Origin of the sequence: Ruegeria sp. HKCCA6707, from assembly GCF_013033515.1 — a bacterium.
GTDB lineage: Bacteria > Pseudomonadota > Alphaproteobacteria > Rhodobacterales > Rhodobacteraceae > Ruegeria.
Genome location: NZ_WQEG01000019.1, coordinates 1 through 25,474 on the forward strand (window position 1 = coordinate 1; position 25,474 = coordinate 25,474).

27 protein-coding genes and 1 pseudogene are annotated in these 25,474 nt (G+C 54.6%); 17 read left to right on the top strand and 11 right to left on the bottom strand.

Going from position 1 to position 25,474, the window contains the following annotated elements; all coding sequences use genetic code 11:
* Nucleotides 1-421: 421 nt before the first annotated feature.
* Nucleotides 422-1,150 (top strand): SDR family NAD(P)-dependent oxidoreductase, encoded by a 729-nt coding sequence (locus GOW40_RS21450; RefSeq protein WP_171133840.1) that lies wholly within the window; start codon nt 422-424, stop codon nt 1,148-1,150.
* Between the two features lie 48 nt (nt 1,151-1,198).
* On the opposite strand, the gene GOW40_RS21455 is transcribed toward GOW40_RS21450, so the two are convergent.
* Complete coding sequence (locus GOW40_RS21455) at nt 1,199-1,906, bottom strand: N-acyl homoserine lactonase family protein (RefSeq protein ID WP_174838952.1); 708 nt, start codon at nt 1,904-1,906, stop codon at nt 1,199-1,201.
* Nucleotides 1,907-1,995: 89 nt separating this feature from the next.
* Between GOW40_RS21455 and GOW40_RS21460 the strand changes: the two genes are divergently transcribed.
* Complete coding sequence (locus GOW40_RS21460) at nt 1,996-3,114, top strand: pyridoxal phosphate-dependent aminotransferase (protein WP_171133841.1); 1,119 nt, start codon at nt 1,996-1,998, stop codon at nt 3,112-3,114.
* Between the two features lie 232 nt (nt 3,115-3,346).
* On the opposite strand, the gene GOW40_RS21465 is transcribed toward GOW40_RS21460, so the two are convergent.
* The 6 genes from GOW40_RS21465 to GOW40_RS21490 all read right to left on the bottom strand — a co-directional run bounded on the left by GOW40_RS21465 (nt 3,347) and on the right by GOW40_RS21490 (nt 9,513).
* The gene (locus tag GOW40_RS21465; protein WP_171231156.1) at nt 3,347-4,156 is read right to left on the bottom strand and encodes an NAD(P)-dependent oxidoreductase; all 810 of its coding nucleotides are present in this window, start codon (nt 4,154-4,156) and stop codon (nt 3,347-3,349) included.
* Nucleotides 4,144-5,046, bottom strand: a complete 903-nt coding sequence (locus tag GOW40_RS21470) for a hypothetical protein (protein ID WP_171133843.1) — start codon at nt 5,044-5,046, stop codon at nt 4,144-4,146. The genes GOW40_RS21465 and GOW40_RS21470 overlap by 13 nt, the downstream gene beginning before the upstream one ends.
* 53 nt (nt 5,047-5,099) lie before the next feature.
* Nucleotides 5,100-6,095 (bottom strand): substrate-binding domain-containing protein, encoded by a 996-nt coding sequence (locus tag GOW40_RS21475; protein ID WP_010437236.1) that lies wholly within the window; start codon nt 6,093-6,095, stop codon nt 5,100-5,102.
* Between the two features lie 56 nt (nt 6,096-6,151).
* Nucleotides 6,152-7,138, bottom strand: a complete 987-nt coding sequence (locus GOW40_RS21480) for an ABC transporter permease (protein WP_174818509.1) — start codon at nt 7,136-7,138, stop codon at nt 6,152-6,154.
* Nucleotides 7,139-7,140: 2 nt separating this feature from the next.
* Complete coding sequence (locus tag GOW40_RS21485; RefSeq protein ID WP_171133844.1) at nt 7,141-8,706, bottom strand: sugar ABC transporter ATP-binding protein; 1,566 nt, start codon at nt 8,704-8,706, stop codon at nt 7,141-7,143.
* A 135-nt stretch (nt 8,707-8,841) separates the two neighbouring features.
* Entirely contained in the window at nt 8,842-9,513 is a 672-nt protein-coding gene (locus tag GOW40_RS21490) for a GntR family transcriptional regulator (protein ID WP_171133845.1), read from the bottom strand.
* A gap of 107 nt (nt 9,514-9,620) precedes the next feature.
* On the opposite strand from GOW40_RS21490, the gene GOW40_RS21495 reads away from it, so the two are divergent.
* The 13 genes from GOW40_RS21495 to GOW40_RS21555 all read left to right on the top strand — a co-directional run bounded on the left by GOW40_RS21495 (nt 9,621) and on the right by GOW40_RS21555 (nt 20,334).
* Nucleotides 9,621-10,490: an SMP-30/gluconolactonase/LRE family protein gene (locus tag GOW40_RS21495; RefSeq protein ID WP_170614889.1), complete on the top strand. Its 870-nt coding sequence runs from the start codon at nt 9,621-9,623 to the stop codon at nt 10,488-10,490.
* Between the two features lie 26 nt (nt 10,491-10,516).
* Nucleotides 10,517-11,551, top strand: a complete 1,035-nt coding sequence (locus GOW40_RS21500; RefSeq protein WP_170637923.1) for a sugar ABC transporter substrate-binding protein — start codon at nt 10,517-10,519, stop codon at nt 11,549-11,551.
* Nucleotides 11,552-11,635: 84 nt separating this feature from the next.
* Nucleotides 11,636-13,159: a sugar ABC transporter ATP-binding protein gene (locus GOW40_RS21505; RefSeq protein ID WP_171231157.1), complete on the top strand. Its 1,524-nt coding sequence runs from the start codon at nt 11,636-11,638 to the stop codon at nt 13,157-13,159.
* On the top strand, nt 13,156-14,157 hold the full coding sequence (locus GOW40_RS21510; RefSeq protein ID WP_170614886.1) for an ABC transporter permease: 1,002 nt from the start codon (nt 13,156-13,158) through the stop codon (nt 14,155-14,157). The genes GOW40_RS21505 and GOW40_RS21510 overlap by 4 nt, the downstream gene beginning before the upstream one ends.
* 1 nt (nt 14,158) lies before the next feature.
* Entirely contained in the window at nt 14,159-14,947 is a 789-nt protein-coding gene (locus tag GOW40_RS21515; RefSeq protein WP_171133847.1) for an SDR family NAD(P)-dependent oxidoreductase, read from the top strand.
* Nucleotides 14,948-14,969: 22 nt separating this feature from the next.
* Nucleotides 14,970-15,464 carry a lactoylglutathione lyase family protein gene (locus tag GOW40_RS21520; RefSeq protein ID WP_108861949.1) on the top strand — a complete coding sequence of 165 codons (495 nt, stop codon included), beginning with the start codon at nt 14,970-14,972 and terminating at the stop codon, nt 15,462-15,464.
* Nucleotides 15,457-16,488, top strand: coding sequence for a C-terminal binding protein (locus GOW40_RS21525; RefSeq protein ID WP_171133848.1), 1,032 nt, complete (start codon nt 15,457-15,459; stop codon nt 16,486-16,488). The genes GOW40_RS21520 and GOW40_RS21525 overlap by 8 nt, the downstream gene beginning before the upstream one ends.
* 12 nt (nt 16,489-16,500) lie before the next feature.
* On the top strand, nt 16,501-17,190 hold the full coding sequence (locus GOW40_RS21530; protein WP_108861947.1) for an RraA family protein: 690 nt from the start codon (nt 16,501-16,503) through the stop codon (nt 17,188-17,190).
* Nucleotides 17,171-18,091 (top strand): 2-dehydro-3-deoxygalactonokinase, encoded by a 921-nt coding sequence (locus tag GOW40_RS21535; protein ID WP_170614883.1) that lies wholly within the window; start codon nt 17,171-17,173, stop codon nt 18,089-18,091. Before GOW40_RS21530 ends, GOW40_RS21535 begins: the two co-directional genes overlap by 20 nt.
* On the top strand, nt 18,088-18,714 hold the full coding sequence (locus GOW40_RS21540; protein WP_171133849.1) for a 2-dehydro-3-deoxy-6-phosphogalactonate aldolase: 627 nt from the start codon (nt 18,088-18,090) through the stop codon (nt 18,712-18,714). Before GOW40_RS21535 ends, GOW40_RS21540 begins: the two co-directional genes overlap by 4 nt.
* Nucleotides 18,711-19,412: an SDR family NAD(P)-dependent oxidoreductase gene (locus tag GOW40_RS21545; RefSeq protein WP_171133850.1), complete on the top strand. Its 702-nt coding sequence runs from the start codon at nt 18,711-18,713 to the stop codon at nt 19,410-19,412. Before GOW40_RS21540 ends, GOW40_RS21545 begins: the two co-directional genes overlap by 4 nt.
* Nucleotides 19,413-19,421: 9 nt before the next feature.
* Nucleotides 19,422-19,940 (top strand): 2,4'-dihydroxyacetophenone dioxygenase family protein, encoded by a 519-nt coding sequence (locus tag GOW40_RS21550; protein ID WP_170357704.1) that lies wholly within the window; start codon nt 19,422-19,424, stop codon nt 19,938-19,940.
* Nucleotides 19,921-20,334 (top strand): methylglyoxal synthase, encoded by a 414-nt coding sequence (locus GOW40_RS21555; RefSeq protein ID WP_170621279.1) that lies wholly within the window; start codon nt 19,921-19,923, stop codon nt 20,332-20,334. The genes GOW40_RS21550 and GOW40_RS21555 overlap by 20 nt, the downstream gene beginning before the upstream one ends.
* A gap of 24 nt (nt 20,335-20,358) precedes the next feature.
* Here the strand turns inward: GOW40_RS21555 and GOW40_RS21560 are convergent, their stop codons facing one another.
* The 4 genes from GOW40_RS21560 to GOW40_RS21575 all read right to left on the bottom strand — a co-directional run bounded on the left by GOW40_RS21560 (nt 20,359) and on the right by GOW40_RS21575 (nt 24,408).
* Entirely contained in the window at nt 20,359-21,504 is a 1,146-nt protein-coding gene (locus tag GOW40_RS21560) for an alpha-hydroxy acid oxidase (RefSeq protein ID WP_171231158.1), read from the bottom strand.
* 47 nt (nt 21,505-21,551) lie between these two features.
* A complete protein-coding gene (locus GOW40_RS21565; RefSeq protein WP_171133852.1) occupies nt 21,552-22,835 on the bottom strand; it encodes a TRAP transporter large permease in 1,284 nt (427 codons plus the stop codon).
* 10 nt (nt 22,836-22,845) lie between these two features.
* Nucleotides 22,846-23,331: a TRAP transporter small permease gene (locus tag GOW40_RS21570; RefSeq protein ID WP_170351622.1), complete on the bottom strand. Its 486-nt coding sequence runs from the start codon at nt 23,329-23,331 to the stop codon at nt 22,846-22,848.
* A gap of 78 nt (nt 23,332-23,409) precedes the next feature.
* Nucleotides 23,410-24,408 (bottom strand): TRAP transporter substrate-binding protein, encoded by a 999-nt coding sequence (locus GOW40_RS21575; RefSeq protein ID WP_170621276.1) that lies wholly within the window; start codon nt 24,406-24,408, stop codon nt 23,410-23,412.
* A 117-nt stretch (nt 24,409-24,525) separates the two neighbouring features.
* Between GOW40_RS21575 and GOW40_RS21580 the strand changes: the two genes are divergently transcribed.
* Both GOW40_RS21580 and GOW40_RS22280 read left to right on the top strand, forming a co-directional pair.
* Nucleotides 24,526-25,197 (top strand): GntR family transcriptional regulator, encoded by a 672-nt coding sequence (locus tag GOW40_RS21580; RefSeq protein ID WP_171133853.1) that lies wholly within the window; start codon nt 24,526-24,528, stop codon nt 25,195-25,197.
* Nucleotides 25,198-25,269: 72 nt separating this feature from the next.
* Nucleotides 25,270-25,379 (top strand): annotated as a pseudogene (locus tag GOW40_RS22280) (IS6 family transposase); the annotation flags it as partial.
* Between the last annotated feature and the right edge of the window lie 95 nt (nt 25,380-25,474).

Here is a 25,474-nt window from a genome sequence, read left to right on the forward strand (position 1 = left end):
CATCTGCGTGAAGTACTGGTCCACGAGACCGACCCCGATGAGATCGCAGATCTCGAAAGGCATATCCGGACAGGTGAAGAGTTGTATGAGCGGATCAGCACGGCGCTGACGGTGGTCGAGCAACCTGCGTTGGAGTGATAACGAGGCCACACAGCTCGCAAATGCCTTCTTAAGAGCGCAGAGCGGTCATCGGGCAAAAACACGCGGATGACCGCTTCGAGCCCGAAGCGCCGAATGCTGCAGTCCGGGCCAACGACTGTTACGCGCAGAAAGCGGACTTTGCAAAGTCTAGCTTGAGCCCAAAACGAACGTGCGCTGAATTCAAACGGAATTGACTTTCCCGGTTTTCAGAAAAAAGGGTTGTGAGTTTTCTGCTTTAACTCGGAGTATCCCAAAACATACCAAGGTGGGAGGATTTGTTATGAAAACAGCGGTTGTGACTGGCGCCGCGGGAGGGATGGGGCAGGCCATCTGTCGCCAATTGCAGACGAACGGGTTGCATGTGATTGGTCTGGACCTCAAAGAAGAGGGCCTAGTCGAGCTGGCATCAAAATTAAGTTCGGACTTCACGCCTATTTCCGTTGATCTAACAGATCCTTTGTCCGTGGCTCAAACGTTTGAGCGCATTAAGACAGCCCATGGCGGTCTGGATGCTTTGGTAAACAACGCGGGCACCTGCTTCATGTCTGACTTTCCGCACATTCCGCCCGAGGAACTCGAAAAGCAGATGGCGATAAACTTTAACTCTGCATTCCACTGTTGCCAGCAGGCGGTTCAGTTGATGTTGGAACGCGAAGGCATCAAAAAGATTGTAAATATCTCATCGAATGGAGCTTACAATTTCGATGTGTTCGACCCTCCCCATTACCGGGCGTCAAAAGCGGCGATGGATACACTTACGAAAGACCTTGCCCGTCGATACGCGCAGGAAAAAATCTGTGTAAATTCTCTGGCACCTGCCATGACTGAGACACCGTTGTTCAATGTCTTAACCAAGGACGTCTTGGAGAAAGCCATTAATGCTATGCCGCATGGCCGCGCGATGCTGCCCGAGCAAATCGCCGCTTGGGTCGGTTTTCTAATTTCGCCGGCTGGTGATGTCTCCAGTGGGAATGTGATTGTCCTGAATCAAGGGCGCGACGTCAGATAACTCCTAGGCGCACCGTTGCCTTTATGGAAAATGGTCCATGGGGTGGGATCAGCTGTAGACTTCTGGTGCTTTTTTCAGGACAGGCCATTGCTTTGGACAATGCCCATAGATTACGAACGCATCTCGCTCGGATGCCAGACGCATCAACCTGTCTGCGCTGGCAATCGCTGCATCCTCGTCCCAAGACCCGGCAAACTTCTCGTCGATTTCTGCTGGTCGGGAAATCGCATCACTGGTTAGTAAAACCGTCCCCGACGGGAGATCGACCATTACCGCGATCTGACCAGGCGCATGACCGGGTGCCATCAAAACGAAGATACCTGGCCCAATCTCTACGTCGTTATCAACAACCAGGTAATCCTGATCGGGCCATTCCAAAGGCCGCATATCGCCCCAGTACAACGGGCGGGGTAAGGCTCGCTCCGCAGCAGAGATAAGAATTGGACTGCTTGGAAAGTCGCCCAATGCACCGATATGGTCGATATGGGTGTGCGTACAAATCTGTAGTGTAATGTTTGAAGGAATAAGCCCAAGTTTTGCCAGCTGTGCGCATGGAAGATTGTCTGGTTCGCACTTCAGAACCTCGCCAAACTCGAACAATCGATCTTCTTTGACTGCGGCGTCAGTGGCGGTGGCATATTTTTCGGGGAACCCGGTATCGATGAGTATTGCTTCTCCCAAATCTGTCCGGATCAGAAACCCGCAGATACCAATTATGCGGCCAGTGGAATGGACCTTGAACAGCCCGTAGTCCAAAACCGCAAGGTCAATCGGTCGCCCTTTGACAAATCCCTCTGCTTGCACAGAATCTCTCCCGGATTGACTACAAGGATTTTGAGTAGAGCATGAAAGTCAAGATACACACACTTTTTCAATACCTATTGGATACTACGGAAGCGGATCCAGATGCGTTCGTCGGGTTTTCCTTGTCAGAGTCGCCGCGTTTGGGTGAGTTCATGGATGCGCTGGATCCAGCGCTGCCGTTGGATTGGAACCAAAAGAGTTTTCGGGGTCTGCCTGCTTTACGACGACATGTCTTGGATCGCGCCGGCTTGTCTGATGTTTGCAAGCCAGACGACGTTCTGATCACCGCCGGCGCCGCGGAAGCCAATTATCTTGCATTCATGCAATTGGTCCAACCGGGCGACGAAGTCGTAACGGAACGCCCGGGCTGGCCACAAGCGGGCGTATTGGCAGAGGCAGTTGGCGCGACGCTAAAAGTTGTCGACCGTGAAGAGAGTGCTGGATGGGTATTGCCGCTCGACAAAGTTGAGGCCGCAGTAACAGAACGCACTCGACTGATCTTTATAACCAACCCCAATAATCCCACCGGGCAGTTGACGACACAAGCAGAGCTGGAAAGGCTTGTCCAAATCGCAGATCGTGTAGGTGCATGGCTGGTTGTTGACGAGGTTTACGCGGGATTGGAGTGGGACGGGTCCCGCGCTCCTTCGATTGCTGGTTTGTATCCTAGGGGTATCACGACTGGCAGCGTTTCTAAGGCACTGGGGCTCCAGGGGCTACGCACCGGCTGGATGATATGCCGTGATCCCGATCTGATTTGGGACGCTATTATTCTGCGGGAAAACTCGAGCGAAATTATGAATATTCTCGGCGAAGTCATTGCCGAAATCGCCTTAAGGCCTGACCGATATAGCCAGGCTTTGAAAACTGCGCGGGCAGCTGGGATGAAAACGCTGGAACGCCTGGATCGGTTTGTTGCCGATCAACCCGGCCTCGATTGGGTCAAACCTCAGGCTGGATTGATTGGTTTGGCAAGGCTCGATGGGATAGATGGCGATGTTTTCGCCAAACGCTTACTAGCAGATCCCTATCGGACGTTTCTCTTACCGGGCTCGTCTTATGGGATGCGGAACCACATCCGACTGGGTGTGGGGGGAGGTGCTGCTGCCAACCTTGACCTTGGCCTAGAGCGCATGGGCGAACTGTTGGCGAACTGGTAGATTTAGGACACTCATTTCGACTTCTCGGCCTGCAACGCCGGTCAAAAAATGCTACCCGATCAAAGCTGACAATGAGCGTCTTGATGGTGCAAGTTCACCCGCCATGTGCTGACAGCTTTCTGTCACTCTCCGTCGACTGCGAAGCGGACAACGCTGACCTTTTGCGCTTACTTCGATGCGAGGTTTCGGAAAATGATTGCGCAACGCAACAACAATGCCCGGACCTTGTACTTTACCAATCTGGAAAACGTGTCGTGACGTAGCTGGGGAGCCAGACTGAAAACAGCCGTTTCAGCGTGGATCTCAGTACAATGCCCACTGTTATTTTCGCGGGGCTTCCATCCATTGGAGAGTAGCCAATCGCTTGCCGTGTTTCGTTGATATTCCAGCGCATCCCCGGGTTATCTGACATTAGGTTTAGGGCTGCGAAGGAAATATCCTTGGCATCCATTGCGGCGCGCATTCCGCTTAGAAAGTCCCGATCACTCAACCACATTTCCTGACCCCACCGACCCATCGCCATGTGTGTGCCGGGTTGGTTGTCATGCGTCCATTGTGTCCAGCCGATGCGCAAGCAGATGACCGATAGTCCGTGATGCTCGGCGAAATAGGCCCCTGTCCGTTCACAGAATAGCTTTGACATGCCGTAGGCGTTTACTGGCCCTGGTGGTGTCGTGCTGTTTAGCACCTCATGCGTGAACCTTTTGTCGCCGTGAACCCAATTGGAGCTGGCAAGAACCACGCGGCTGACGCCCATGGCTGCCGCATGGTGATAGAGTGAAAGCGTTGCATCCATATTGTGATTGATCGCGGAAGCCCAAGTGGCGGAAGGCTCTCGGTCTCCGGCAAGATGCACGATAACGTCCACTCCCTTTAGCAAACTGACCCAACTGCTGTCGTCGGACAGGTCTGCTGTGTGAATGTCGGGATGATCAACGGGACGGATGTCGATGCCAGAGACGGTGTAATCGGGGTCGCTTTCTAGCGCGTTGAAGAGTTTGCGGCCGAGATGCCCGCCTGCGCCTGTAATCAAGACATGCATGAAAGGAACTCCTTGTTGTTTGTGAGCCCCAATGGCATTTGGGTTGCATCTTCATCCGTCAAGACGCGGAACATCTGCCGAAAACTCAGCGTTTCATTCGGTGCGAGCTTGCGTGCCGGGGAGTGCCACTCCGCTTCGCAATAGGCGTAATCGGCTGAATTAAAGACCTCAAACGGATAGTCGTGTGCAAATTGATCGCCCTTTTGAGGTTCCGGTACCGAGCACATTAGCAACGGGGCATCAGCGCCGCACCGTATCAATGTACGACCGTTGGGGTTCGGTAGCCCGACCTTGAATTCCTGCTGTCTGTTGCAATCCACTACAATGCCATTGCCGTGCGTAGCTATCATCCCTTCGGCAGAGCCAAAAACAGGATAAAATGCAGGGTCTTCCAATTCGACACCGACCTTGGTGGGGGTGTTAAGCATCATGACTGACCAAATGCCGGTCAGGCGCGAGGAGGTCCCATGGTTGACCACGATGTGTTCTATTTCCCAGCTTTCCGCCGAGGTCAGCGTGATGCGGCGCGACACTGACAAGTGCGAGGTCGGGCATAATGCGCTGGTCATGTCGATACGAGTGCTGCTTCTTGAAGTGATCTGGTAAGAGCCGCTGTCCAACACGGGAAACGGAGCGCGGTTTACCCATGATGCATCCGGGGCGATCCAAGTCTTCTCGCCGCCCCAGAGCGGAAAACCAAATTGTGGAGAGCGTGTGGGCAGATCAGTAAGCTGGGTACTATCGACATCGAAACCGTTGAGATCCGCGTTTTGAAATAGGAGGGAGCGCCCTTGGAAGTTTACATCCCATAGGCGGCCCCCGATGCCGGGCAGGAGTGTCAGTTGCAGATCGTTTTGCTGCAGGTGGAGAACGCTCCATCTGTCCGACATGTAACCCCCTCATATCGGTTTCCCGGCGCGATAGAATGCACCGGGACAATCGCCTAGGTGTGCTTGAACTGGACGACGTTCTCGGCAGTAATCGGCATAACCCCGGTTTCAACGCGCTCGGGTAGAGGATTGATGCCAGCCGCCTTCCAATCGGGCAAGACCTTCAGCGCGTCAGTGTTCTGCCAATGCATCATGTGGAAGGCGAGAAAGATCTCAAGATAGGATTTCTGAGCCACTGCGCCGTGAATTGTGCCGTCTTCGATATAGGGAAGCATATCATCATTCCGGTCCATCGCGACGATCTTGATGTCCTTGCGTCCCGCCTCATTGACTGCAATTGCCGCGCCTTTGCCGCTGTCGCCGTCCGTGCCGCCAATGCCAACAATATCAGGGTTCGCCTGAATTGCCTGAAGGTAGGCTGTCGGCGCATAGGACGGGTCGGCCTTGTCGTTGACGACGTCGACGACCTCGATATCTGGGTATTTCTCGGCAAAGATTTGTTTGTACCCTTCGACACGCTCCAATGTGGAAGGGGCAGGGAAAGTGCCGAGGATAACTTTACCCTTACCGCCAATCGCTTGCGCCAGCATTTCGCCGCCGACTCGTCCTGCCTGAACGCCGTTGATACCAAGGAATGTGGACCGGGGACTGTCGGGAATATCGCCAATACAACATGTGACTGGAATGCCAGCCTCCACCGCACGTTCAACGCCGGGGGCCAGAGTGGCTGGATCACCGGGGAAGATAAGGATGCCTGCGGGACGTCTTGCGATCAGTTCATCCAATTGGCGTGCTTGTGCGGCCGTGTCGAAATCCAACGGGCCCGTGAATGTGGCCTTGATGCCCATCAGTTCCTCAAGGTCTTCCATCGCATTTCGATAGTCCACCCAGAAAGGCACCTGCGTGACGATGGACAGGAACACATACTCCTTGCCGGCCGCTTGTGCCATGGCTTCTTTGGACAGCATGGGCAGTCCGAACGCTGCGGCCAGTCCAGCGGTGGTGCCCGCTGTCAGCAGCCTGCGCCGATTCACATTCAATTCAGTCATCGTAGTCTCCCTGTTTTGGATCTTTGGTTGTTGTTGAGTTTTGGAAAGCTTCGGGCTCAGCCCCGTTTGCTTCGGATCAGCATGTCCAAGGCGACCGCTGTAACGAGTACACCGCCGATGACGATCATCTGCCAGTAGATCGATACGGCCAGCATCGTCATGGTGTTGTTGATCAACGCGACGAAAACGACGCCGAGGAAAGCACCTAGAATAGTACCTTCCCCGCCGCGTAGGGATGCGCCACCGATGACGGCCGCAGCCAGAACCTGAAGTTCGATACCGTTGCCTGCCGTGGGCGTACCGCTCATCAGGCGGGACGCCAGCAATACACCTGCCAAAGCAGCCAGAATACCGGTCAGTGCGTACAGGATGATACGCACGCGTGTTACATGGATGCCTGACAACATCGCGGCCTTTTCATTGGCGCCGATGAAATAGACCTGACGGAAAAAGCGTGTATGGCGGACGGCTAGGTCAAACAGGACGACCAGCAGAATGGTGAACAAGACGATTACCGGAAAACCGCCTATGTCGGCCTTGCCGATCCAGGCAAATGATGCCGGCAGGCTTGAAACAGAAAAACCTTCGGTCAAGACAAGAGCGATGCCTCGCGCGATCGACATCGTGCCGAGGGTCGCGATAAGCGGATTGATCCCGAGTCCGGTCACCAGCAAACCGTTCACTACGCCGACAATTCCACCCAGCACTAATCCGCATACCACCGCGAGCGGAATTGGCATGCCAGTCAAAAGCAGCATGGCCACGACGGTAGAAGACAAAGCCATAACCGATCCAACGGAAAGATCGAACCCGCCGGATGCAAGTAGTATCGCCATACCGATCACGATGATCGCGGTGGGGGCCATGCCTACGGCCACGGCTCGAAAGTTCGAGAAGCTGAGGAAATAGGGATTAACGTTGGACATCACGATGATGATGGCGGCGATCAGAACGATCAGCGTCAGTTCACGAATATCGACAAAAGCTTGTAAAACACGGCGCAGCAGCGGACGCTTCATGGGCAAGTTGGCTTGAGCGGTCATGGTCACGTCGCGACTCCTGATTGATTGGTTTGGGGTGCGTCCACAATTGGAACGGAATTTCCGGCGGCCATTTGAAGAAGCGTGGTTTCGGTTGCCTCAGCGGCTGCGATGTCTCCCATGAGGCGACCGTCGTGGACGACAAGGATGCGGGTTGAGAGAGAGACAAGTTCGGGAAAATCGGATGACACGACGAGGATGGCCATTCCTTCGGCTGCTCGACGTAAAAGCTCCGTGTGGATTTGGAATTTGGCTCCGACGTCGACCCCTTTTGTGGGCTCCTCGATGATCAGAAGAGCTGGCGCGCGTTTGAGCCACTTGGCCAACATGATCTTTTGCTGATTGCCCCCTGACAGATCACCAACAAGTTCGTTAATCCCGCTGGTTTTGACACTGAAGGCGTCAATGGCGGTTTGGCTGGCTGCTTTGATCGAGCCCGAACGCATGAGCCCAGCAGACGAATGATCGGAAAGACTGGCCGCGATAAGGTTGTCGCTGAGTGATTGTTCCAGAAAGAGGCCTTCAGTCTTGCGTTCCTCGGGAACAAACCCGACCCCAGCACGCATCGCCTGCCGCAAGGACGCAAAGTTAACAGGCTTGCCGTGAAGTCTGATCTCCCCGGTCTCGCCATGCATCAGCCCGACAATCGATCGAACAATCTCGCTGCGGCGAGCGCCCATCAACCCTGCCATCCCTACAATCTCTCCGGCTTTAATGGAGAAAGAAATGTCTTCGAATTCACCTGGATGGGATAGGTCTTGGACATGCAAAACCTCTTCGCCGTTAACCTTACCTGACCGCGTGACATCACCGGGGTGAGCGCCACCGATCATCTCGGCAACGACTTGTTCCTGAGAAGTTTCCGAAACCGGTAAAGTGCTGATGTGGTGCCCATCTCGCAAAACGGTAATGCGATCCGAGATCTGGAAAATCTCAGCCATATGGTGGCTGACATAGACGATGCCAATCCCTTTTTTTGTCAGGGACTTTAGGACATCGAATAGTGCGTCTACTTCGTCGGGTGCCAATGCCGACGTCGGTTCATCCAGCAAAAGGACGCGGGAATTCAACGACAACGCCTTGGCGATTTCAACAATCTGGCGGGAGCTGATCGGCAAGTTTTCCACGGGTGTTGAAACGTCGATTTTCAGACCGAATTCCGCCAGCAACGCCTCCGCTCGGCGGCGCAGTTCAGGCCAGTCAACTACACCAAACCGGGTGGGTACGCGGCCCGCGTAGATGTTTTCCGCAACAGAGAGCGCGCCAGCGAGGCTGAGCTCTTGGAAAACACAGCCGATGCCCAGGGATTGCGCATGCGACGGGCTTTCGACCCGCTGTTCCTTACCGTCGCACAGGATGCGCCCAGCAGAAGGTTGGTGAAGCCCATAAAACAGGCCGAGACAGGTGGATTTGCCAGCGCCGTTTTCCCCACAAAGCGCGTGAACTTCGCCGGGTCTCAATTCAAAGTCGACGCCATCCAAAACAACGTTCGTGCCGAAGCTTTTGCCAACCCGATCCAGCTGGATCAGTGGCTGTAGCCCCGGTGATTCAGGTTTCATTGCTGGCGTCATTCAAGCTTCCTCCCGCCTTTTAATTGGCATCTGATATCTCAGATGTCAACTGAAAAAGAAAAGACCGGGAGGTGCCCAAGAGAAAGGGGCGGCGCCGTTTTGGCCCGCCCCCGTCACAACAAAGCTACGTTTTTGCTAGGATGCGGTCGCTCCTTCGAGGACGATGGCGGCGCTTTTGTAGGCTTGTCTGGTGCGGTCAATATGCGCAGTGAGAAGAGATTTGATTTTGGCCATGTCGCCTTCGCGAACGGCAATAGCGATTTTCGAATGCTCATCGAAGGAAAGCTCAGTATGCTGTGGCAGCTTTGCCAAATGGGTCCGCAATGCGGCAATCTTACCGATATAGCGTGTATAGCTGGCCGTCAGATAATCGTTACCGGCATGTTCAAAAATCAACTGATGAAATGTGGTATCCAGTGAAAGGTAGCCCTTTTCATTGCCTCGCCTGCGTTCCCTCTCCATGTCCTTCACGACACGCTGCATGTCGTCGGCAAGACCTTCCGGGCTCCGCAACAATGCAAGTTCAAAGGCGGCAGTTTCGATAGCCTGTCTGAAATCGCAGATCTGAGTCACTTCCGGCTCAGACAGCGAAAAAACGCGTGCGCCTTTTTGAGGCTCGATACTGACCAACCCTTCGTCACGTAATTGAGCGAGTGCTTCGCGGACTGGCGATTTCGATACGCCCAGCTCTTCGGAGATTTTTCGCTCCGACAAAACCTGACCCATTTTCAGGGAGCCATCGATAATACTATTCCGCAAATGTTCCAGTGCGAGTTCACGCAAAGACTTGGGTCTCTCAAGCGCCATTTGAGGATATCTCCAAAAAAAGGTGTTGCCAGATGCAAGATATCTGATACACCAGATTAGGCAAGCTGGTATATCAGATATCAGAATGTACTTGGGAGATCAAAAAAGTGCGCGCAGAGTTGGTCGTCGATTGTAAGAACCAGCACGGGGAAGGGATTTTCTGGAATCCCGCCGATGACCTTATCTGGTGGACCGATATTGAGGGCTGCGCGCTTTGGTCATTTGATCCTGCAACGTCAGAATCCGCATCTCATGAGATGCCAGAGCGTGTGTGTTGCTTTGCGCCGCGTGCGTCTGGCGGACTGATCGTTGCTTATGCGGACCGAGTTGTCTTGCTGGATTCGCCCCAGGGCGAGGAAACTCTCGTGACGCGATTCGAGCCGAACAATCCGGAGACACGGCTGAACGATGGGCGAACCGATCGCCAGGGGCGATTGATTGTTGGAGGCATGAACGAAGTTTCTGGCAAGGCCGATTCGTCGGTCATCTGCGTCGATAAGGATTTGAGTGTACAGACGATCATCGAAGGAGTGTCTTGCGCCAATTCGACTTGCTTTACGTCCGACGGTACCACGATGTTCTTTGCTGATACCCCCGCTCGGGAAGTCGTCGCATTTGATTACGACACCCGCAGTGGAACCGTTTCGAACCGTCGGCAGCATGCTTCTTTCTATGATGAGCCTGGCTTGCCTGATGGGTCCTGTGTCGATGTCGAAGGGGGCGTCTGGAACGCCGAATGGGAAGGCCATCGCGTTGTTCGCGTCGCACCTGACGGCACGATAGACCGCGTGATCGAGGTGCCGGTCTGGAAGCCCACCTGTTGCGCTTTCGGTGGCCCTGATCTCGACGCGCTGTTCATCACGACCTCAAGGCTGATGAGTGACGAAGCAGCTTTAACAAAAGAACCGGAATCCGGCGGCCTCTTTGCTGTGAAACCCGGCGTTCGTGGCGTGATCGACGCGCCATTCAAAGGATAACCAACGAAATTCTGGAGGAGAAAACTATGTTGAAAACGCTAATGACCACTACGCTTGCCGCGGGGTTCGCCACGCTGGCAACGGTCGCTCTGGCCGAAAACTATCCAGCGCCGGTTCCGCTTGAGGACGGGGCACAAGCGCCAATCGATGCGATAGAACCCAAAAACGAAACGTTCCGGATCGCGTATATGCCGCCGGCGACGGAGTTCAACTACTACATTGCCATTGGTGAAGGCATCAAAGCGGTTGCCGCTGAGGCCGGGGTGGAAGTCTTCATGCTTGCTCCCCAGTCCGGTGCGGACATCAACGGCCAAATGGGAATGATCCAGGATGTGCTGACGCAGGATGTGGATGCAATCATCTTTGGTACCCACGATGAATTTGCTGCCGCACCACTGCTGAAGCAAGCCGTCGACAAGGGCATGGCAGTTTTGATGATCAACTCGGACATCCCGAACTTCCCGACACCAATTCATGGCGTTGTCGGGTACTCCCAGCGCAACGGCACACATGCTATCGCTGATTGGGCCATTGAAACTTATGGCGATCAACCGTTGAAGGTCGGCATTATCGAAGGGCAGCCTGGCTATCACTCGACCGAACGTGTGGGCGGCTTCCTCGACGGTATCGAGGGCAACGAAAACTTCGACGTTGTGGTGTCTATTGACGGTAAATGGAACGTTGAGGGCGGCAACACTGCTGGTATGGACATCCTACAGTCGAACCCCGATCTCGACATGATCTTCGCGGCGAACGACTACATGATCATTGGGGCATCCTTTGCTGCGAAAGCACTCGGCCGCAATGATATCGTCCTTTTGGGTAATGATGGAGACACGTCAGGCCTTGAAGAGATTGCGGCTGGCAACATCACGGCAACCGTCAACACCTCACCGTTCTTAATGGGTAAAGCGGCTATGCACGCAACCATTGATGCGCTCAACGGGTCCTATCCCGGCGGCTGGATCGAAACGCCCACATCAATTGAAGACAAAGACGGTGCGATCAGCGTGCTGCAAGAGCCAGAAAAGCTCTTCCCGCAGCCGTCCAAAGAGTACTGAACTTTCTCCTCGCTTCCCGGTGGCGCGTGCGCGTGCTGCCGGGTCGCAATTCAACCGAGTTCCCCTTTTGTCGAGGCAATCGCAATGACACCCGCAACGCCACTTTGGGAATTTGTCGATATCACCAAGGCCTATCCTGGGGTATTGGCGAATGACAAAGTCTGCATCCGGCTTATGCCCGGTTCCATTCATGGGCTGCTGGGTGAAAACGGCTGTGGCAAATCGACCATGATCAAGACACTTTCCGGCGTGCAGCAACCCGATAGCGGTCAAATCCTGCACAATGGCAAGCCGGTCACGATCAGCGATCCGCAGGCGGCACGTGAGCTGGGCGTCGCAACAGTTTTTCAGGAATTCTCGATCGCGCCCACCTTGTCGGTTGGCGAAAACATCTTCCTTGGCAATATGCCTCGGTCTCGTTTTGGTGTGATCGACTGGGCCAAGGTTCACAACGAAGCCGCGCGCGTTTTAGCTGAAATGGATGTCGATGTTTCTCCCGAAACCATAACCGGATCGCTATCGGTCGGCGAGCAACAACTGGTCGAGATCGCGAAAGCGGTCGCTATGGACGCCCGCATGATCATCTTGGATGAGCCGACGGCGGCATTGGGTGAAGATGAAATCGAGCGCTTGCACCAGCTATTGCGCAATATGCGTGAGCGCGGCACCGCTATTCTCTATGTGTCGCACAGGCTAGATGAGGTTGAACGGATCGTTGATGAAGTGACGATCCTGCGCAACGGTTGTGTTGTGCGTGCAAGTGGCGAGACCAAGATCAGCGTCTCTGAGATTGTCAGCGCAATGGTCGGTGAGGACATTGGTGAGCATTATCCTAAGGAGCAGAACGCGACCAAGGATATTGTGCTAGAGGCGGCGGGTCTGGCCACCAATTCGGGCGTGAAAGATGTATCGTTTTCGTTGCACCGGGGTGAAGTTCTGGGCTTGGGCGGCGTATTGGGCAGTGGCCGCACAGAAATCGCTCGCGCCCTGTTCGGGACAGACGAGCTGACGGGCGGACAGATAACACTTAACGGCAAGCCGGTTCGCTTCCGCCGGGAAATCGATGCAATCCGTGCTGGATTGGCCCTTGTTCCGGAGAACCGTAAGTTTGACGGGTTGTTCTTCAATTTCCGCGCAAGCGGGAACGTAACCGCAGCCTCCCTCGGCGGGCTTAGTCGGTTCGGCGTGTTGAATCTCAAGGCGGAAGAGCAAGCCACCCATGACCTGATCCGCGATTTGGAAATCTCGACCCAGGCCGAGGAAAAGACGGTCAACTTCTTGTCTGGTGGTAATCAGCAGAAGATCGTGATTGCACGCTGGCTGTTTTCAGCCTCGGACATCCTGATCCTTGATGAGCCAACGCAGGGGATCGATATCGGCGCCAAGATCGCTGTTTACAAGCTGATTAACAGGCTCACGCGGGCGGGAAAATCGATCATTCTGATCAGTTCAGACCATGATGAGTTGCTTGCCATGAGCGATCGGATTGCCGTTGTGCAGCACGGAACGATAATGCGCACGGTCGATGCGTTCGACCTTACGCATGACGACCTTGTGCGCGCGTCCGCCGACACTCCTCAATCCAATCCTAAGGAGGCTTTCGCATGAAGCGGATCTTTGACACCCAGTTGATCGGACCATTTGCAGCAATGGTGATCGTCGCATTGATCGTGGCACTTACGACCGAACGCTTCCTGAACCCGGGTAACCTTTCAAACCTGTCCCTACAGGTGAGTATCGTGGCCTTGATCGCAATCGGGTCTACTATCGTGATCTTCGCTGCGGGCATCGATCTGAGTTCCGGGTCTATGGTGGCTTTGCTGACCATGATCCTTGCGCAAATGTTGAAATTTGTTGGCATTCCACTGGTTCTGGCATTGCCACTCATTCTCCTCATGGGCGGATTGCTTGGTCTATTCATTGGGCTGATAACAGCCTATGGGCGTATCCCATCTTTCATCACAACATTGGCGGCGTTGATTGCCTTCAGGGGCCTTGCCCTGACCTTCAACAATGGGTCTCCGATCTTCTCGCTGGATCCGGCGCTGGAGCCAATCTTTTACGGCAAGTTGTTCGGCGTTCCGATGCCTTTCTTCTACCTCGTGTTCTTCTACGTCCTTGCCGCGTTCACTATGAACTTCACGAAACTCGGCCGTGAGATCTATGCCGTGGGTGGTAACCCATCCGCTGCCGTTCTGACGGGTATAAACGTACGTAAAGTTCAGACGACGACATTTGTCATCGCGGGTTTTATGACTGCAGTTGGTGCGATCCTGATGTCAGCGCGCCTCAACTCTGGTTCGCCCAACTATGGCCAGACGCTGGAACTGCAGGCCATTGCCGCTGCTGTTGTCGGCGGAGCCAGCCTTGCAGGCGGCCGCGGCAACATCCTCGCCACGCTGATGGGGGCGATGACAATCGTTATCGTCCAGAATGGTTTGAACCTAAACGCTGCGCCATCTTCGGTTCAGAACATCGTGTTGGGCCTGATCATTCTGTTGGCCGTTGGCATAGACATGTGGCGCGCGGAAATTTCGGGCTTGATGGGTCGAATGTTCGGCCGCCCTTCATCACAGCAGTCATCTAACGTTAAGAAGGAGGCCTGAGATGGATCTGGGGCTCAAAAATAAGCTGGTCCTGGTAACTGGCTCAGGTTCCGGCATCGGCAAAGCCACTGCCCGGGTCTATCTGGAAGAAGGCGCGCGGGTCATCGTGCATGGCCTGACCGAGGCGGAGGTGTCCGACTGCGTCGATGACCTGTCATCTCTGGGTGACGTTGAAGGCATTGCGACCGATCTAACCAAGACGCCTGATGCGGAAACTCTGGCGGAGTTTGCGCGAGCGCGCGGGGCGGTGGATGTTCTCGTTAATAATGTCGGCATCTTCTCGGTTAAGCCGTTCGAGGATCTCACGGATGACGACTGGATGCACTATTTCAACATCAATGTCCTGTCCGCCGTTCGGATGAGCCGAATTTTCCTGCCTGACATGCTTGGCCGCGATAAGGGATCTATCATCAACATGGCCAGCGAAGCGGCAGTGAAGCCACTACCTCAGATGGTGCATTATTCTGTCACTAAAACTGCCATGTTAGGTCTGACACGTGGCATGGCAGAATTGACAAAGGGGACAAAAGTCCGGGTTAACTCGATCCTGCCTGGTCCAACCTGGACCGAAGGTGTCGAAGCCTATTTTGACGGCCTCGCCGATCAAAAGGGTGAGCCGCTCGACACGATCGTGGGCAATTACTTCAAATCAGATGAACCCACATCGCTCATACAGCGCTTTGTCCAACCAGACGAAGTCGCCCGCATGATCGTCACGATCTCTGCAAGTACAGCCTCCAACGGTTCTGCGCATCGGATCGAAGGCGGCATAGTTCGCAACATTCTTTAACTTCTAACTGGAGGAGCCCTACATGGCCGCTCTCACTTTCTCTCACATTGGCATCACAGTTCCCGACCTCGAAAAAGCCGTGGAGTTCTATTCCAAGGCATTCGGCCTGTACGTGCTGATGGAACCAACTGAAATCCTGCATGACGAAAGCGCCATCGGTCAGATGTGCGACGATGTATTTGGGGAAGGCTGGGGAAGCTTCCGCATCGCACATTTGTCGATGGGCGACGGTGTTGGCATCGAATTGTTTGAGTTCCCGAAGACCGTCGAAGAAGAACGCCCGTTTGAATATTGGCGGCGTGGCTTGTTTCATTTCTGCGTACAGGACGAGGATCTGGAAGGCCGCATCAAGGTTATCGAAGACTTGGGCGGGCGCCAGCGCATGAGCCAAGTGCGCAAGTATTACCCAGGTGAAAAGCCTTATCGCATGGTCTATATGGAAGACCCGTTTGGCAACATCTTCGAGCTCTACAGCCACTCGTACGAATTGACCTATTCGGCGGGTGCCTATGACTGATCGCGCCGACTTTTCCCCCAGAACGGACAAACCTAAGGTCGTGATAACCGATTACGACTTTGGTGATGTTGCCGTTGAGACGGAAATTCTGGAAGCCGCCGGAGCCGAGGTGATTGCGCTTCAGGCCAAACGCCAGGAAGACCTGTTTGATGTCGCGCCGCATTGCTCAGCGATGATGAATCAATATGCCCGGATCGGGAAGGAAACGATTGCGCGGATGCGGAACTGCGAGGTCATCGCGCGTTATGGCGTGGGCGTAGATATCGTGGATGTCGGCACGGCAACGGAAAAAGGCATCCTCGTTACCAACGTGCAAAACTATTGCACGGAGGAAGTCGCCGATCACGCGATTGCCCTTTGGCTGACCCTGGCGCGCAAGTTGCCCGACTATGATCGGGCCACTCATGCAGGGGTCTGGAAGTGGCAAAGCGGGCAGCCGGTCTACCGGTTGCGCGGGCGGACGATGGGTGTCGTCTCGCTGGGAAAAATAGGGCAAGCCATCGTAACGCGGGCGCAATCTTTCGGAGTTACGGTCATCGCCTACGATCCGTATTTGCCAAGAGAAGTCGCGGCAAAGATTGGGGTCGAGCTGGTGAGCAAGCCTGAATTGCTGGCAAGGTCCGACTATATCCTGATGCAAGCGCCGATGACGCCGAACACGCATCACTTTTTATCGGATGCCGAATTCTCGGTCATGAAACCCGGTGCGATACTCGTGAACACTGGACGCGGACCAACGGTCGACAACAAAGCCCTGTTCCGGGCGCTGACCGAAGGCCATCTGGCTGCTGCAGGGCTCGACGACCCCGAAGAAGAGCCGGCCAAGCGCGCCAACTGGACACCTGATGACAACCCGCTGTTCACACTGCCCAACGTCCTCGTAACGCCGCATGCCGCCTACTATTCCGAGGAATCCATACACGCAGCGCGGGTTACCGCGGCCACGCAAGTGGCCAAGGTTCTGACAGGACAAAACCCCGACTACACAGTCAATGCTGAGGCATTGGCCGTATCTACCACATAACAGGAGACAAGAATGCCAGACGTCAGCACAGACCTTAGGGTTTTCAATGATTTTGAAAGAAACCCGGAACTTCTCAAAAAATTCGACAAGGTGTTGGAGGCGTATTCTGCTGCTGCCATTTTTGCGGATGTGCAGTACCGAACAGGCGTGATGGACAGCGCCATCAAGCCCGCGTTCCGCGCCAAGGTGACAGGCCAGGCCGTGACGGTTCAGCTTTCAAAAGGCGATCTGGTCGACCCATTGCGAGCGCTTGAAATGGGACAACCCGGGGACGTGATCGTTGTGGACGCAGGTGGTGATCGTCAAACGTCAGTCTGCGGCGGTTTAATGGGTGGTCTGGCCAAGAATCGTGGCATTCGTGGTATGATCGTAGATGGCACTGGCCGTGACACAGATGAGTTGGAAGACATCAACTGGCCAATATGGACGCGCGCGATCACGCCGCGCGGAACGCACACGATGTTCTCGGAACGTAAAGAAGAACTTTCGATCAATGTGCCAATCGCCTGTGGGGGCGTCGTCGTAAACCCCGGTGATTTCATTGTAGCTGATCTTATGGGCGTCGTCGTGGTTCCACAGGAAATTGCCGAGGAAACCGTGCGCCTTGCTCAAGAGCAAGCTGACCGTGAGGAGGAAACCCGTAAATGGGTGGCCCAAGGCAAAACCGTTGAGGATCTGCTGAATGAATTCGGTCGCATCTGAGCCAGCGCTGATCGGCGTAGATTGGGGCACTTCATCGTTCCGTGCATTTCTAATTGGCGCGGAGGGCGAGGTGATCGAAGGGGTCTCGTCGCCTGAAGGTATCATGCAGGTTGCGGGGCAAACCTTTGACGCGGTCCTTGATCGTCTCATCGGCCCTTGGGTCGCAAAAGCTAACCTGCCGATCCTGGCATCTGGCATGATCACCAGCCGCAATGGCTGGGTAGAAACGCAATATGCCGAAATGCCTCTGGGTGCTGGCGGTCTTGCGCGAGCGTTGGTCCCGCACGAAGCGGCCAACGGAGCGCGTATTCATTTTGTGACAGGTGCTTCAACGGAACATGCCGGTGGACCTGACGTAATGCGCGGCGAGGAGACCCAGATCATCGGGGCATCTTCACTAGGCTTGAGCGAAGGTGTGTTCGTGATGCCGGGAACGCACAGCAAATGGGTTCAGGTTGCGGATGGGAAGATCGTGGATTTCTCGACCTACATGACCGGCGAGATCTTTTCGGCGCTGAAAGAACACACAATCCTTGGCACCTTGATGAAGGAGGACGTCTTCAGCGAAGACGCTTTCGTGATGGGCGTCGAAGCGGGCCTCAGTGGTGAGTCGAACCTGCTGCACAGCCTGTTTCATGTTCGGACGCTTCCTCTCATGGGAAAAATCTCAAAGGTAGCTACGGCCGACTACTTGTCGGGCTTGTTGATCGGGACGGAGGTTGCTGCCGCGATCGGCGAATTAGAAGACGTTGGTTCGATCACTGTTGTTGGACGTAGCGATTTGTCCGACCGATACGAAATAGCGCTTCGAACTGCTGGTTTCGACAGCCGTCGCGCGCCAGATGATATCGTTGCGAAAGGGCATTTTCTGATTGCTCGCGCCGCGGGGTTGGTCGGATGATTGACCTCACTGCAGCTCTGGCTGAGAACCCGCTGATTGCGATTTTGCGGGGGCTGGCACCAGAAAATGCGCGCCCGGTATCTGATGTACTCTTCGATACCGGGTTTCGGATCATCGAAGTGCCGCTCAACTCACCGGACCCGCTGGAATCGATTACGCAGATCGTTGCGAAACATGGCGTTCAAGCCATAGTCGGCGCTGGCACAGTGTTGACCACGGATCAGGTCGCGGCGGTTGCAGATGCAGGTGGGCGGATCATCGTGTCGCCCAATATGAACCCGGACGTCGGGCGCGCGGCTGTCGCGCGGGATCTCTATTGGTGTCCAGGTATCATGACCCCCTCTGAGGCCTTTGCGGCGTTGGATATCGGAGCTTCGGTCCTCAAATTATTTCCGGCGGAAATGGTGCCACCAGCTGCCATAGCTGCCTTGCGCGCCGTATTTCCTGCAGACGCAGTCATCGCTGCGGTAGGGGGCATAACGCCGGAAACGATGGCGTCGTATCATGCCGCGGGTGCAGATGGATTTGGGCTGGGTTCCGCACTGTTCAAACCGAGCTATACATTGGATGATATCGGCAGGCGCGCGCGCGCCTTCACCAGTGTATTGGAGGAACTTGGATGAAACAGGCCCTTGTAACGGGCGGTACGCGAGGGATCGGTGCGGGTGTTGCGCGGTCGTTGGCGGATGCAGGTTGGTCCGTCATTGCTGCATCCGCCTCCCAATCCGAATTGGATGCATTCGAGCCTGGAGACGGGATAAAGGTGCAGATCTTGGATGTCACCGACCAGGCTTCAATTAATGATGTATTCAGTGGACTCACGGGTCTGAATGCTTTGGTGAACTGCGCAGGTATTCTTCAGCGTGGCGAAGAATACGACATCGACGTATTCGCCAAGGTGCTAGATGTGAACCTGACCGGCACCATGCGCTGCTGTCTCGCCGCGCATCCTTTCTTAGCGGAAACAGGTGGGGCTATTGTCAATACGGCCTCTATGCTCAGCACTTTTGGTGGACCGTTGGTGCCGGCCTATTCCGCTTCCAAGGGCGGCGTGGCACAATTGACGAAGGCACTGGCAGGTCGCTGGGCCGAAGACGGTATCCGGGTCAATGCCATCGCTCCGGGCTGGATCGAGACAGAGATGACCCAGGGCCTTCGGGAAGACCCTGAACGAACAGCGGGGATCATGGCGCGTACGCCCATGAAACGCTGGGGGAAACCCGAAGAAGTCGGTGCGCTTGTGCAATGGCTTTTGAGTGAAAACGCCAGCTTTGTGACCGGGTCGATTTATCCGGTCGATGGCGGCTATCTCGCTATGTGAGGAAAATCAATGAATGACCATGACACCGCCCGAATGCCCTATCAGTTGCCTTTCCCCAAGGATGCACAAGATGAGATCGTGATCCCGAATGCCATGAGCGAGGACGACAGACTGTGGGTTCCGCAGGCAGAGAACGTCTGGTTCCGACCGCTCTGCCTGAACCGCTCGCAAGGTTATTGGATGAACCTTCTCAAAGTGCGCAAAGCTGGTGTTCTTTCGCGGCACCGCCATCCCCAGCCAGTCCATGGCTTCGTTCTGAAAGGGCGCTGGCATTATCTGGAACATGATTGGGTTGCAGAAGAAGGAGGATATGTCTTTGAGCCGCCGGGTGAGACTCATACTTTGGTCGTTCCCGACGATGTCGAAGAGATGGTTACCTATTTCCAGGTCAATGGCGTGATGTGCTATGTTGATCCGTGGGGCAAGGTCACTGGCTACGAAGATGTCTTTACTAAGATTGATCTGTGCCGAAAACACTTCGCGGAAGTCGGTCTTGGAGAAGATTACGTTGAACAATTCATCAGGTGATGCGCCGCGTTTCGCGCTCGTGGCCCATGATGCTCGAAAGGACGAAATCGTTGAATGGGTGGGTCTGCAATTGACCCGCCTGTCCAGAGTACAAATCTTTTCGACAGGGACCACCGGCAGTCGCATTAAGCAAGCCTATCCAGAACTGGACGTGACCAGCCTGAAAAGTGGACCACTCGGAGGCGACCAACAGATCGGCGCTATGATCTGTGAAGAGAAACTGGATGCACTGGTTTTCTTTGTCGACCCTCTGTCGCCTATGCCACACGACGTCGACGTTAAGGCTCTGACCCGTCTCGCGACGGTATATGATCTGCCAATGGCATGTTCGCGCTCAACTGCAGATCTGATCGTGAAGGGACTGATTGACGGGGGTGACAACACGCTTCTCTGATACCCCGGACGCCGTAAGCGCCGATCAGTCAGTTATCAGAAGGTGCTCCCCCAGATTGCCGAGGTTTTCGCTGCCAAGCTGGCTCATGTTGGCCTCTATGTCAGCTTTTAGGATGTGAACGAGATGGTCGATCCCCCGTGCTCCGAACGCTGCAACGGCATATTGAAAGGCGCGTCCGACCATGACGAAATCTGCACCTTTCGCCAGGGCACGCATGATGTCCAATCCCCAGGCAACGCCAGAGTCGTAGATCAGTGGCACATTTGTTCCGACCGCCTCGCGGATGTTCGGGAGTTGGTCAATCACGGCGGGCCCGGCTTCGAATTGACGCCCGGAGTGGTTTGAGACCCAGATGCAATCTACGCCCTCGGCCACCATTTTTTTTGCGTCTTCCGGCCGCAGGACACCCTTGACGAGCAAGTAACCCTCCCATTCCTGACGTAGTTCGCGCAGGTAGTCCCAATCTGGAATCCCACGGATCAGAGCGCCTGCATGGGTAAAACTTTCTCGCCCGCGCGTGGGGACGTAATCGTCAAAGAACCGCATACGTGGCATGATGCCCTCGCGCAAATGCGCAAGGCACCAGGCGGGTCGTGACGCCATTTCAGTCAGCGTGCGCAGGTCAGCTTTTGGAGGCACGGTCAGGTTGGCGCGGCGTTGTCGTTCGCGCCGGCTTTCTTCTGGTACGTCCACCGTGATGATCAGCGTATGAAATCCCGCTGCCTTAATCCTCGGCAGCATCGCGCGGCGCAAATCGCTGGAGTTCACCGGGTAATGCTGAAACCATCCATTTTTGCCAATGTAAGGTGCCACATCTTCCGGTGAAGCAACCGCCACGCTCGACAGCGAAAACGGAATGTTGTGAGCAACCGCTGCCTTTGCAAGCATCCGCTCTGCTCCCGCCCACATTAGGCCGGACATGCCTACCGGTGCTATCCCGAATGGCAGATCGTAAGTTTGACCCATCAATTTAGTCTGCAGGTCGGCCTTTGTTCGGCCGCATAGTACACGCGGCATGAATCCGATGGCATCAAGTGCGTCCCGGTTGACCTTCAACCCTAGCTCCCGGCCAGTCGCGCTGTCGAGGTATTCGAAAGCAAACTTCGGAATGCGCTTTTGCGCGGTTTGCCGAAGGTCTTCTATCGACGGGTGGGATAGGTCCAAATCCATCCGGGTCCTCTGGTTTTATCGTCTAATGTTTGTAGGCCCTCGGCCGGTCACCAAAGGGACGGCAAGGCCAAGGAAATTGCGGGCACATAGGTGATGAACATCAACAAGATCAGCATGCCTACAAAGAATGGCAGGATCGCCCGGCTGAGGCTTTCGATGGAAACCTTCGAAATGCTGCTAGCCACGAACAGGTTTACTCCCAAAGGTGGTGTGCAAAACCCAATGGCCAGGTTGACCGTCAAGATGACACCAAAAACAATCGGATCGACACCCAGCGCGGTTGCAACCGGCAGCAGGATCGGTGTCATGATGATGATCGACGAAATCGTCTCCATGAACATTCCGATCACCAACAACAGCAGATTGATCAGCAACAGGATGATGATGGGGTTGTCGGACAGGCTGGTGATCGTTGTTGCGAGTTCTGTCGGGATTCTTGCGAGTGTGATCAGCCTGCCAAAGGCGGTCGCCATGATCACCAATATCAGAATAGTCCCGCTGGTCTTTGCACTGCCCGCCAATACCTCTGGCAGGTCTTTGAGGGAGATGTCTCCATAAACAAAGATCCCGATGAAGGCGGCATAAACCACTGCCACGGCTCCGGCTTCGGTAGGGGTGAAGATACCGCTGTAGATGCCCCCAAGGATAATCACAGGCACCAGTAGCGCCCAGATAGAAGAGCGGAAACTCTGCCAGACGCCCGGACCTGAGAACGTAATCGTCGATTGGTGTGCAACCTCGTCCTTTCGCAGCAGAACCCTAGCAACCAACATGAACATGAGGGCAAAAAGGATGCCAGGAACGACGCCCGCAAGAAACAGTTTGCCGATCGAAACCTCGGCAGTAACACCATAGATGATGAAGGGAATACTTGGCGGGATCATTACACCGATCATTCCCGAGGATGCTGTCAATGCGCCGCTGAATTTGCGCGTATAGCCGACCTTTTCCATCTCTGGGATCATGTTCGACCCGATGGCGGCTACGGTCGCAGGAGATGAGCCGGATATGGCGGCAAAGAACACACAGGCGAGTACGTTCACATAAGCCAGCCCACCCCGGATATGACCAATCAGCGCATTGGCGAACCCAACCAGTCTACGAGACATTCCGCCGTGCTGCATCAGGTCGCCTGCCAAAATGAACAGAGGGACGGCAATTAGAGGAAACGAGTCCGCGCCTGTTACCACCGACCGTGCCAGAAGAACCATAGGTGGCGTGCCATCCACAAAGACCATCACGATCATAGTGGCTAAGCCCAAACAGATGCCAATTGGCACGCTGGAGAGCAACAGGGCAAAGAGCGTCAAGAAAAGCGTTGTCGCAAGCATGCCGGGTTCCTCACGCTTTGGTTCCTGCGATCAGACGCAGGGTTCGGATCAGATGTTGAGTGACGCGGATCGCAGACAGGCCCGCGCCAATCGGCGCCGAAGCATAAAGGATCGGAATTGGTAGTCCCAAAACGACCGACGTCTGGCTGGCCACAAAAGGCTGTCGGATAAGCTTGATGCATTCAATTGTCAGAACGACCAGAAATCCAAGGACAAGAAGCGCGATCACAACATCCGCGTAAAGCCTTGCCCGCTCGCTTAGGACATCGCGCAGGACCGTGATCCGCACATGATCGCCAGTGTGGAATGCATAGCTGACGCCAAGCCAGACAAACCATACAAATAGCCAAAGCGTTAGCTCTTCGCCCCATGAAAGAGAGGCATTCAGAATGTAGCGCATGAACACATTGCCAAAGATCAATAAGACAATCGCGGCCAAAAGTGCGCTGGCTAAGACCTTTTCGGCATTCATATCGATCCATTTGATAACCGACACCGTTCACCTCCCGTTGAACGAAAGGGGCACCCGAACCTTCATTGCACGGGTGCCCGTATTGGCTGAGTAGTCCGAGGGTCAGCTTCCGCTCGCTGCGGAAACCGCTGCTACCCAGTCGTCATAGGCTTCGGCGCCAACCTCGTCGCGATACTGCAGACGGACGCTTTCGGTTTTGTCGGCAAAGGCCTGTCGCTGCTCTGCTGTCAGTTCCAGAACCTCGACACCAGCGGCCCGGATTTGTTCCAGCTGTGCTGCATCTTCGCTGGCGACCAACTCGGCCTGATAGTTACGTGCGGCAGCCATCGAGTCCCGCACCAGTTGCTGATGCTCTGCGGACAGCGAGTCAAAGAACGGTTTGGAGATGACGGGCATATAGACCGCAAAGACATGGCCCGTGGTCGAAAGGTATTTCTGCACCTCGTAGAAACGCTGTGAGGTAATGATCGCCAGTGGGTTTTCCTGGCCGTCGATCACGCCTTGCTGGAGAGCAGAATAGACCTCACCAAAGTTCATTGGCGTCGGGTTGGCCCCGAGCGTTTCGAATGTCGCCACATGCGCCGGAACCTTCATGGTACGCAGTTTGACACCCTCGAGGTCTGCGGGGGTTGCAACCGGACGGACATTATTGGTCACATTGCGTACACCCAATTCAAGCCAGCCAAGACCTACCAATCCCTGGTTTTCGACCCGTGCAAGCATGCCATCACCAGCATCACCATCAAGAACATCAAAGGCGATGTCCTTGGAGGAATACATGTAGGGCAGTTCAATTACTGCAAAAGCCGGATCCCAGCCCGCGAAGAAAGAGGAAGGAGGAATTGCCATTTCCAGAACGCCGGTTTGAACACCTTCGATCATCTCGCGATCAGGGCCCATCTGCGATGAAGGGAATATCTGTACGTCGATCTCACCATTCGAGCCAGCTTCAACCAGTTCTTCAAATTTCAGTAGCGCGCGATGCATATGAAACGCTTCTGCTGCGCCATGCCCAACCTTAATGACTGTTTCAGCGGATGCTGCAAAAGCAAGCCCGGCTGACATGACGACGCCAAGCGCCAATGTTGATTTCTTGAACAAGGTATCCTCCCATGGATTTAGTTATTTTCGATCTATTATCTGAGATATCAGATATAATATAGAAATCAAGCTCACATGTGCTATTGTGTTAGAGAGACGAAATAGGACAAAGTGAAAATGACCGAGATTTTGCAGATTAAGCGCCCGGATTCGTTGAGTAAAACTGCTGAAGAGCACATACGAAAAGGCATTATCAATGGCACGTTTCGATTGGGTGAATCGTTGCCGGAAGTGAAGCTGTCAAATGCCATGGGCATCAGCAAAACTCCGATTCGCGAAGCGCTGTCGGCTTTGAATCTTCAGGGGCTCGTTCAGATATTTCCTCATCGAGGAGCCTTTGTATTCTCTCTTTCTCAAGAGGACGTGGTGCAGCTTTGTCAGTATAGGCTCATCCTAGAATCTGCAGCTTTGGAGCAGGCGCTTGAAAAGAACCCGTCGGTTCTGATCAATGAGCTGGCTACAATTGTTTCGAAGATGTCAGAAGCGCAGGAAGCGGATGAATTCGAGCAGTACTTGGAACTTGACGCCGAGTTTCACGACGCGTTTTTCAGGTCCTGCGGAAACAGTTACCTGCGGGATGGATATCAAAAAGTCAGTGATATCGTCCAAACTATGCGGACGCATCTGTCCAAGCGTTCCGATCGAACGACAAAATCATTTAAGGAACATCAAGCGATCACATCGCTACTCGGCGAGGGTAAAGTAAAAGCAGCAGTGAACACGCTCAAACGGCAAATTACTCGCGGTGAGCGATCTTATTCCGATTTGGTTGGTCTGAAGCAAGCATAGGCGTCCTGCCATCTGGGTCTTGTCAGATTAACTTTGCTTGAGCGGGGCAGAGCGGTTGCGTAGCTTTTGTCCATGACCAAACCTTCTTTTTCAAATACTTTAGACCCAGTCCCGAGATCATCCGCCTTGCTGTAATGCTGTACATCCGTTTCCCACTATCGCTTCGGAATGTGAAAGCTCTGAAAGATGACCAGGTGGATGCCCTTAGGCGTCCGATTTGGGCGGCGGTCTCAATGGATCGCCGCAACACTTCACTTTGAGAGCAAAGATGGAGTGT